Source organism: Streptomyces sp. NPDC054847 (assembly GCF_053610925.1).
Map to the genome: position 1 here is coordinate 1 of NZ_JBSGZJ010000177.1, position 9,110 is coordinate 9,110.

General features: G+C 68.5%; 4 protein-coding genes. All 4 read right to left on the reverse strand.

The window, feature by feature from the left end; all coding sequences use genetic code 11:
* Nucleotides 1-28: 28 nt before the first annotated feature.
* Entirely contained in the window at nt 29-850 is an 822-nt protein-coding gene (locus tag ACWGH4_RS18975) for a helix-turn-helix domain-containing protein (protein ID WP_453462041.1), read from the reverse strand.
* 190 nt (nt 851-1,040) lie between these two features.
* Entirely contained in the window at nt 1,041-3,800 is a 2,760-nt protein-coding gene (locus ACWGH4_RS18980) for a DNA translocase FtsK (RefSeq protein ID WP_453462044.1), read from the reverse strand.
* 149 nt (nt 3,801-3,949) lie between these two features.
* On the reverse strand, nt 3,950-4,633 hold the full coding sequence (locus ACWGH4_RS18985) for a response regulator (RefSeq protein ID WP_441266708.1): 684 nt from the start codon (nt 4,631-4,633) through the stop codon (nt 3,950-3,952).
* A gap of 274 nt (nt 4,634-4,907) precedes the next feature.
* Nucleotides 4,908-9,110, reverse strand: a 4,203-nt coding sequence (locus ACWGH4_RS18990) for a HAMP domain-containing protein (RefSeq protein ID WP_453462048.1), incomplete at its 5' end; no start/stop codon positions are given.

Genomic DNA, 9,110 nt, shown 5'->3' on the forward strand with positions numbered 1-9,110 from the left:
GGTCGGGGGCCCGTGCCGGGACGAGGGCTCAGCCGACCTCGGGGTCACCCTTCGTGTAGGAGAGCCGTTCGACGCCGCCCATCTTGAATTCGTCCTGGACCTTCTTGCCGTTCACGAACAGCTCGATCGCCCCGGCGTTGCCGAGGATCAGGTCGACGCGCTCGTCGTCCTGGAAGGTCTTGGTCTCGCCCTTGAGCAGCAGCCCGTCGAAGAGCAGCTTGCCGTTGTGCGATTTGGCGGAGATCCAGCTCTTGTCGCTGGTGGCGGACAGCTTCACCGTGACCTTGTCCTTCGGCAGGGCCGCGATGGCACTGTCCGAGGGTTCGGGCTTGGGATCGGCGGGCTTGGTCGTCCGGGCGTCGGTGGGAGTGGGCTTCGTGCCGGAGGCGGGGCCTTCGGCGACGTTGCCGCCGCCGCTCTCCGCGTCACTGAAGAGCGTGAAGCCGGAGAAGCCGACCACGGCGACGATTGCCGCGACCATGGCGGCGGTCCAGTTGGGGCGGCGCCGCTCGGGACGGATGCGCTCGGCTTCGAACAGCGGGGCGGCAGGGGTCGGCGCCGGGCGGCCGCCGTGCTCGTCGTCGAACTGCTCGACGAGCGGTTCGGGGTCGAGTCCGACGGCGCGGGCGAGCATACGGATGTGCCCGCGGGCGTACACGTCGCCGCCGCAACGGGAGAAGTCGTCCTCCTCGATCGCGTGCACGATGGGGATGCGCACCCGGGTGGAGGTACTGACCTCGTCAACGGTGAGGCCTGCGCCGACACGCGCCTGCTGGAGCACGCGACCGATCGAAGGCCGCTCGTCTTCGACTGAAGGCCGGTCTTCTTCGGGGGAGTTGCCGATGGACACGGGGGCGCCTTTCGAGCGTGTAACCACCTGCTGGAGGTTCAGTCTATGGGTGGTACGAAAGGGTGGGGCAACCGGGCGGTGAAGCTTTGTACGCCATCGGAATGGCCGGGCGGTCCCGGGGTCGGGACATCTGTACATCCCTCCCTCCAACTTGACGTATGACCAAGGGAAACGGTTGCCCGTCAAACCCTTACGAGTGAGTCTCTCCCCGGATCACGGCGAGCACTCCATCCAGTTCGTCCGGTTTCACGAGAACGTCACGGGCCTTCGACCCCTCGCTGGGGCCGACGATGTTCCGCGACTCCATGAGGTCCATCAGCCGTCCCGCCTTCGCGAAACCCACGCGCAGCTTGCGCTGCAGCATCGACGTCGAGCCGAACTGCGTGGAAACGACGAGCTCGGCGGCCTGGCAGAGCAGATCGAGGTCGTCGCCGATGTCCTCGTCGATCTCCTTCTTCTGCTTCGTGCCGACGACCACGTCGTCCCGGAAGACGGGGGCCATCTGGTCCTTGCAGTGGCGGACGACCGCGGCGACCTCTTCCTCCGTCACGAAGGCGCCCTGCATGCGGGTGGGTTTGTTGGCGCCCATGGGCAGGAAGAGGCCGTCGCCCTTGCCGATGAGCTTCTCCGCACCCGGCTGGTCGAGGATGACCCGGCTGTCTGCGAGGGAGGAGGTGGCGAAGGCGAGCCGGGAGGGCACGTTCGCCTTGATCAGGCCGGTGACGACATCGACCGACGGCCGCTGGGTGGCCAATACCAGATGGATGCCCGCGGCGCGCGCCAGCTGCGTGATGCGGACGATCGCGTCCTCCACGTCACGCGGCGCGACCATCATGAGGTCGGCCAGCTCGTCCACGATGACCAGCAGATACGGATACGGCTGGAGCTCACGCTCGCTGCCCTCCGGCGGCTTGACCTTGCCGTTGCGTACGGCCTGGTTGAAGTCGTCGATGTGGCGGAAGCCGTAGGCGGCGAGATCGTCGTAGCGCAGGTCCATCTCGCGCACGACCCACTGCAGTGCCTCCGCGGCCCGCTTGGGATTGGTGATGATGGGCGTGATCAGGTGCGGGATGCCCTCGTAGGCGGTGAGCTCGACCCGCTTGGGGTCGACCAGCACCATCCGTACGTCCTCCGGCGTCGCTCTTATCATCACAGAAGTGATCAGGCAATTGATGCAGGAGGACTTGCCGGAGCCGGTGGCGCCCGCGACGAGGACGTGCGGCATCTTCGCCAGGTTGGCCATCACATAGCCGCCCTCGACGTCCTTGCCGAGCGCGACGAGCATCGGGTGGTCGTCCTCAGCGGCGTCCGCGAGGCGCAGCACGTCGCCGAGGTTGACCATCTCGCGGTCGGTGTTCGGGATCTCGATGCCCACGGCGGACTTGCCGGGGATCGGCGAGATGATCCGCACGTCCGGGCTGGCGACGGCGTACGCGATGTTCTTGGTCAGGGCCGTGATGCGCTCGACCTTCACGGCGGGGCCGAGTTCCACCTCGTACCGCGTGACCGTCGGACCGCGGGTGAAGCCGGTGACGGCGGCGTCGACCTTGAACTCCATGAACACGTTGGTCAGCGAGGCCACGACCGCGTCGTTGGCGGCGCTGCGGGTCTTGCCGGGGCCGCCTCGCTCGAGCAGGTCGAGCGAGGGCAGCGAGTAGGTGATGTCCCCCGACAGTTGGAGCTGCTCGGCCCGCGGCGGCAGGGGCTGGGACTCGTCGGGCGCCGGTTTCGTCAGGTCGGGTACGGCTCCCTTCGCCCCAGGGGCCTTCTGCCCGCGGCCGGGTGTCTCGGGTTCGCGTGCGGTGGGGACGGGGGAGGCGGCACGCTGCCGCTCGGCGGTGACGTCCCGGGTGAGATCCGCGACGAGCGGCGAGGGCGGCATGCCGTTCAGTACGGCTCCGTCGAGCGCGGCGGCCGCCGCCGCGGCGACGTCCACCGCGTCCATCTCCCTGCCCAGGGCCGGCTGGGCCGACGGCCTGCGCGGCCGGCGGCGCCGGGAGAGGGCCTCCTCCTCCGCCGCGTCCGGGCCGGGTTCCGCGACTGCGCCGCCGCGGCCGGCCGAACGGCCCGGGCGGGCGGGCAGAGCCTCGCGCCACTGCTCGTCGTACCGCTCGTCGTCCGTCTCGGTGTCGGGGCCGGGCAGCGGCTCGATGATGCCGAGCTTGGAGCCGAGCAGCCGCAGTCGCTGAGGAATGGCGTTGACGGGCGTGGCGGTGACCACGAGCAGGCCGAAGACGGTGAGCAGTACGAGCAGCGGCACCGCGAGCACCTCGCCCATGGCGAAGATCAGCGGTTTGGACACGGCCCAGCCGATGAGGCCGCCCGCGTCCTGGATCGCCTCCGTGCCCTCGCCCCGGCCGGGCGAGCCGCACGCCATGTGCACCTGACCGAGCACACCGAGGACCAGAGCGGAAAGGCCGATGACGATACGGCCGTTGGCCTCCGGCCGCTCCGGGAAGAGGATCAGCCGCACGGCGATCGCGCCCAGCAGTATCGGCGCGAGCAGATCGAGCCTTCCGAAGGCACCGGTGATGAGCATTTCCACGAGATCGCCGACGGGGCCGCGCAGATTGGACCAGGTACCCGCCGCGACGATCAGCGCCAGGCCGAGCAGCAGCAGAGCCAGCCCGTCCTTGCGGTGCGCCGGGTCGAGACCCTTGGCGCCACGCCCTATGCCGCGGAACATCGCTCCGACGGCGTGCGCGATCCCGAGCCAGACGGCGCGCACCAGGCGGTACACACCCCCGGTGGGAGAGGGTGCGGGCTTCGGCGCGACCGCCTTCTTCGCCGCCGCCTTCTTCGCCGGTGCCTTTTTCGGAGGCACGGCCTTCTTGGCGGCGCTCTTCTTTGCGGGCGCTGCCTTCTTCGCGGCGCCGGTCGTACGGCCGGCGCGCGGCTTCGCGGTGCCCGCCGTGCCCTGGGAACCCTTGCCGGACGTACGTGAGGCCATGGTGGTGAGGTTACCGGTGTCGACCGCAGCGGACACGTGTGCCCACTGCTTCACCCGTTCGTGTCGTGGCTGATGGTGCGGAGAACTGACGTGACATCAAGCGCCGGTCGGACACCGGCAGGTGCCCGACGCCCGGCGCCTGATTGCCGCTAGCTCTGCGAGGGAAGGGTCGGCGAACCGCCGCCCGTGCCGGGCTCCAGAGCGTCAAGAGCCCTGCGCAGTCCGGTGAGTTTGCGCTCGAGGTGGGCGGCCGTCGCCACGGCCGCCGCGTCCGCCGAGTCGTCGTCGAGCTGCTTGGAGAGGGCCTCCGCCTGCTCCTCGACGGCGGCGAGCCGCGCGGACAGTTCGGCGAGGAGACCCGCGGATTCCCGGCCGGCTCCCGTTTCGGTCTGGTTGCCGCCCTCGAGCTGGAGCCGCAGCAGCGCCGCCTGCTCCCGCAGTTGGCAGTTCTTCATGTAGAGCTCGACGAAGACGGAGACCTTCGCGCGCAGCACCCACGGATCGAACGGCTTGGAGATGTAGTCCACGGCACCCGCGGCATAGCCACGGAAGGTGTGATGGGGGCCGTGGTTGATCGCGGTCAGGAAGATGATCGGAATGTCCCGCGTCCGCTCCCGGCGCTTGATGTGCGCGGCGGTCTCGAACCCGTCCATTCCAGGCATCTGGACATCCAGCAGAATGACCGCGAAGTCGTCCGTCAGCAGCGCCTTGAGCGCTTCCTCCCCTGACGATGCCCGCACCAGCGTCTGATCGAGCGCTGAGAGAATGGCCTCCAACGCGAGCAGATTCTCCGGCCTGTCATCGACCAGGAGGATCTTGGCCTTCTGCACCATGCCCCGTCCTCCTCGCCCCGGCATGGGGTCTCCCCAGCTCGATGAGCCGGGGGACGCACCGGGCGCCGCCCCAGGGGACGACTCCCTTGCGCCGCCCGTCCTTGTGCCGGTCATCGTAGCCGCACCCCGCCCGTCGCCACACCCTGTCACCGTGATGTCACTGTGCACGTACCGCAAACGTGGGGGGAGACCGGATAGTTCCCCGGATCCTCCACTCCCACACGCCTCCGGCCAAAGTCGATCAGGGACTCGCACACAATCACACGACCTGCCGTCACTTCTCGCGCATCCACTGCTCCATCACCGACAGGAGGTGGTCGGGATCCACCGGCTTGGTCACATAATCGGATGCTCCGGACTCGATGGCCTTCTCCCGGTCGCCCTTCATGGCCTTCGCCGTGAGCGCGATGATCGGCAGGCCCGCGAACTGGGGCATCCGCCGGATCGCCGTGGTCGTCGCGTATCCGTCCATCTCCGGCATCATGATGTCCATCAGTACGACAGTCACATCGTCGTGCTGCTCCAGGACTTCGATGCCCTCCCGGCCGTTCTCCGCGTACAGCACCGACAGCCCGTGCTGCTCCAGAACACTGGTGAGCGCGAAGACATTGCGGATGTCGTCGTCGACGATCAGGACCTTCTCACCGTCGAAGGTGAACACCCGCCGCTGCTCCGGGCCCTCCTGCTCGCCGGCCGCCCACGGCTCCTGTCCGGGCGTCTCCCCCGGCTGCCCCGCACCCCGCGACGGCTCCAGGGCCGCCTGGGCCTTGCGGCGCCGCCGCAGCAGAGCCGCGGGACCGGTGGGAGCCGCCTGGGTCGGCTGCGGCCGCACCTGCGCCCCGCCGTCCTCCGCGACGCCCTCCTCGCCCGGACGGCTTCCGACGCCGCCCGGTCCGAGCTGCGGGTAGCCCTGCGGCGGCAGTTCGCTCGGGTGGAGCGGCAGGTACAGGGTGAACGTCGAACCGCGCCCCGGCTCGCTCGCCGCGTGGATCTCGCCACCGAGCAGCCGCGCGATCTCCCGGCTGATCGACAGTCCGAGGCCCGTACCGCCGTACTTACGGCTGGTCGTCCCGTCGGCCTGCTTGAACGCCTCGAAGATCACCCGCATCTTGCCGGCCGCGATCCCGATGCCCGTGTCGGTCACGGAGAAGGCGATCAGGTCCCCGTCCGGGTCGCGCAGCGATCCCGCCTCCAACAGCTGCTCGCGGATCGACTGCGGCACATCCGTGCCGGCCGGCCTGATCACCAGCTCGACCGCACCACTGTCGGTGAACTTCACCGCGTTCGACAGCAGATTGCGCAGCACCTGCAGCAGCCGCTGCTCGTCGGTGTGCAGCGTCGCCGGCAGCTCCGGCGAGACGCGGACGGAGAAGTCGAGTCCCTTCTCCGCCGTCAGCGGCCGGAAAGTCGCCTCGACGTAGTCCACCAGCTGCACCAGCGCGATACGGGTCGGGCTCACGTCCATCTTGCCCGCCTCGACCTTCGACAGGTCGAGGATGTCGTTGATCAGCTGCAGCAGATCGGAACCGGCGCCGTGGATCGTCTCCGCGAATTCCACCTGCTTCGGGGAGAGATTGCCCTCCGCGTTGTCCGCCAGCAGCTTGGCCAGGATGAGCAGGGAGTTGAGCGGCGTCCGCAGCTCGTGCGACATGTTCGCCAGGAACTCCGACTTGTAGCGCATGGAGACCGCGAGCTGTTCCGCCCGCTCCTCCAGCACCTGCCGGGCCTCCTCGATCTCGGTGTTCTTCACCTCGATGTCGCGGTTCTGCTGCGCCAGCAGCTCGGCCTTCTCCTCCAGTTCGGCGTTGGACGCCTGGAGCGCCTTCTGCCGGTTCTCCAACTCGGCGGAGCGCTCACGCAACTGCTCCGTCAGCTCCTGCGACTGCTTGAGCAGCACCTCGGTCTTCGTGTTGACGCTGATCGTGTTGACGCTCGTCGCGATCATCTCGGCGATCTGGTTCAGGAAGTCCCGCTGGATCTGCGTGAACGGCTGGAACGACGCCAGCTCGATCACTCCGAGGACCTTCCCCTCGAACAGCACCGGAAGCACGATCACATAGGCGGGCGACGCCTCACCCAGCCCCGAGGAGATCCGCAGGTAGCCCGGCGGAACGTTGACCTGGATGGTCCGCTTCTCCTCGGCAGCCGTCCCGATCAGGGTCTCCCCCGGCCGGAACGACGTCGGCATCAGCCCGGCCGAGTATCCGTAACTGCCGCGCATGCACAGCTCGTACGACTCACCGCCGCCGGTCTCCGAGCCGTTGCCGGCGGGCACGGCCAGGAAGAAGGCACCGTGCTGCGCCGAGACGACCGGGGTGAGCTCGCTCATGATCAGTGAGGCGACGTCGTCGAGGTCGCGGCGGCCCTGCATCAGACCGGAGATGCGGGCCAGATTGCCCTTGAGCCAGTCCTGTTCCTCGTTCGCGAGCGTGGTGTCGCGCAGGTTGGCGATCATCGTGTTGATGTTGTCCTGGAGGACCTGGATCTCGCCGGCGGCGTCCACATCGATCTTGAGGTTCAGATCGCCGCGGGTGACCGCGGTCGCCACGGCCGCGATGGCACGCACCTGACGGGTCAGGTTCCCGGCCATCTCGTTCACCGACTCGGTCAGGTCGCGCCAGGTGCCGTCGACGTCACGGACCCGGGCCTGACCGCCCAGCTGTCCGTCGGTGCCCACCTCGCGGGCCACCCTCGTGACCTCCTCGGCGAACGACGACAGCTGGTCGACCATGGTGTTGATGGTGGTCTTCAGCTCGAGGATCTCGCCCCGCGCATCGATGTCGATCTTGCGGGTCAGGTCGCCCTTGGCGATGGCGGTGGTGACGGTCGCGATCTGGCGCACCTGACCGGTCAGGTTGGACGCCATCGAGTTCACCGACTCGGTCAGGTCCTTCCAGGTGCCGGAGACACCGGGCACCCGCGCCTGACCGCCGAGACGGCCGTCGGTGCCCACCTCACGGGCCACCCGGGTCACCTCGTCGGCGAACGACGACAGCGTGCGCACCATCGTGTTCACGGTGTCGGCGAGCTCCGCGACCTCGCCGCGCGCCTCCACCGTGACCTTCTTCGTCAGGTCGCCGTTGGCGACCGCCGCGGAGACACGGGAGATGTTGCGCACCTGGCTGGTGAGGTTGTTGGCCATCAGGTTGACGTTGTCGCTGAGGTCCTTCCAGATGCCGGTCACACCGCGGACCCGCGCCTGACCGCCCAGCACACCTTCGGTACCCACCTCGCGGGCGACCCTGGTCACCTCGTCCGCGAAGTCGGACAGCTGGTCGACCATCGTGTTGACGGTCGTCACCAGCTCCAGGATCTCGCCCTTGGCGTCGACGGTGATCTTCTTCGACAGGTCGCCCTTGGCGACCGCCGTCGTCACCTCCGCGATGTTGCGCACCTGACTCGTCAGGTTGTTCGCCATGAAGTTGACGGACTGGGTGAGGTCCTTCCAGGTGCCGGAGACTCCCTGCACCTCCGCCTGACCGCCGAGGATGCCCTCGGTGCCCACCTCTCGGGCGACCCTGGTGACCTGCTCCGCGAAGTTCGACAGCTGGTCGACCATCGTGTTCAGGGTGTTCTTCAGCTCGAGGATCTCGCCCCGCGCGTCCACGTCGATCTTCTGCGACAGGTCACCGCGCGCCACCGCCGTGGCGACCTGCGCGATGTTGCGGACCTGTGCCGTGAGGTTCCCGGCCATGCCGTTCACCGAGTCGGTCAGGTCGCGCCACACACCCGCCACGCCCGGCACCTGGGCCTGACCGCCGAGGCGGCCGTCGGTACCCACCTCACGGGCCACCCGGGTCACCTGCTCCGCGAAGGCGGAGAGCTGGTCGACCATGGTGTTGATGGTGTTCTTCAGCTCGAGGATCTCGCCCCGCGCGTCCACGTCGATCTTCTGCGACAGGTCACCACGCGCCACCGCCGTCGTCACCTGCGCGATCTGACGCACCTGCGACGTCAGATTGCCGGCCATGAAGTTGACGGAGTCCGTCAGCTCCTTCCAGGTACCGCTGACGCCGTCAACCCGGGCCTGGCCGCCCAGGCGGCCCTCCGTACCCACGTCCCTGGCCATGCGCGTGACCTGGTCGGCGAAGGAGGAGAGCTGCGCGACCATCGTGTTGACGGTGTTCTTCAGCTCCAGCATCTCGCCCGCGACATCCACGGTGACCTTCTGCGACAGGTCACCGTTGGCGACCGCGGTCGTCACCTGCGCGATGTCACGCACCTGGCCGGTGAGGTTCCGGAACGCGGTGTTCACCGAATCGGTGAGGTCCTTCCACGTACCCGCCGCACCCGGCACCTCGGCCTGACCGCCGAGACGGCCCTCGACACCGACCTCGCGGGCCACCCGTGTCACCTCGGAACCGAAGGACTGCAGCTGGTCCACCATCGTGTTGACGGTGTTCTTCAGCTCCAGCATCTCGCCCGCGACATCCACGGTGACCTTCTGCGACAGGTCACCGTTGGCGACCGCGGTCGT

Excerpts from the sequence above, each read along its gene's own strand:
- ACWGH4_RS18985 (WP_441266708.1), bottom strand. The coding sequence starts at position 4,633 with ATGGTGCAGAAGGCCAAGATCCTCCTGGTCGATGACAGGCCGGAGAAT.
- ACWGH4_RS18980 (WP_453462044.1), bottom strand. The coding sequence starts at position 3,800 with ATGGCCTCACGTACGTCCGGCAAGGGTTCCCAGGGCACGGCGGGCACC.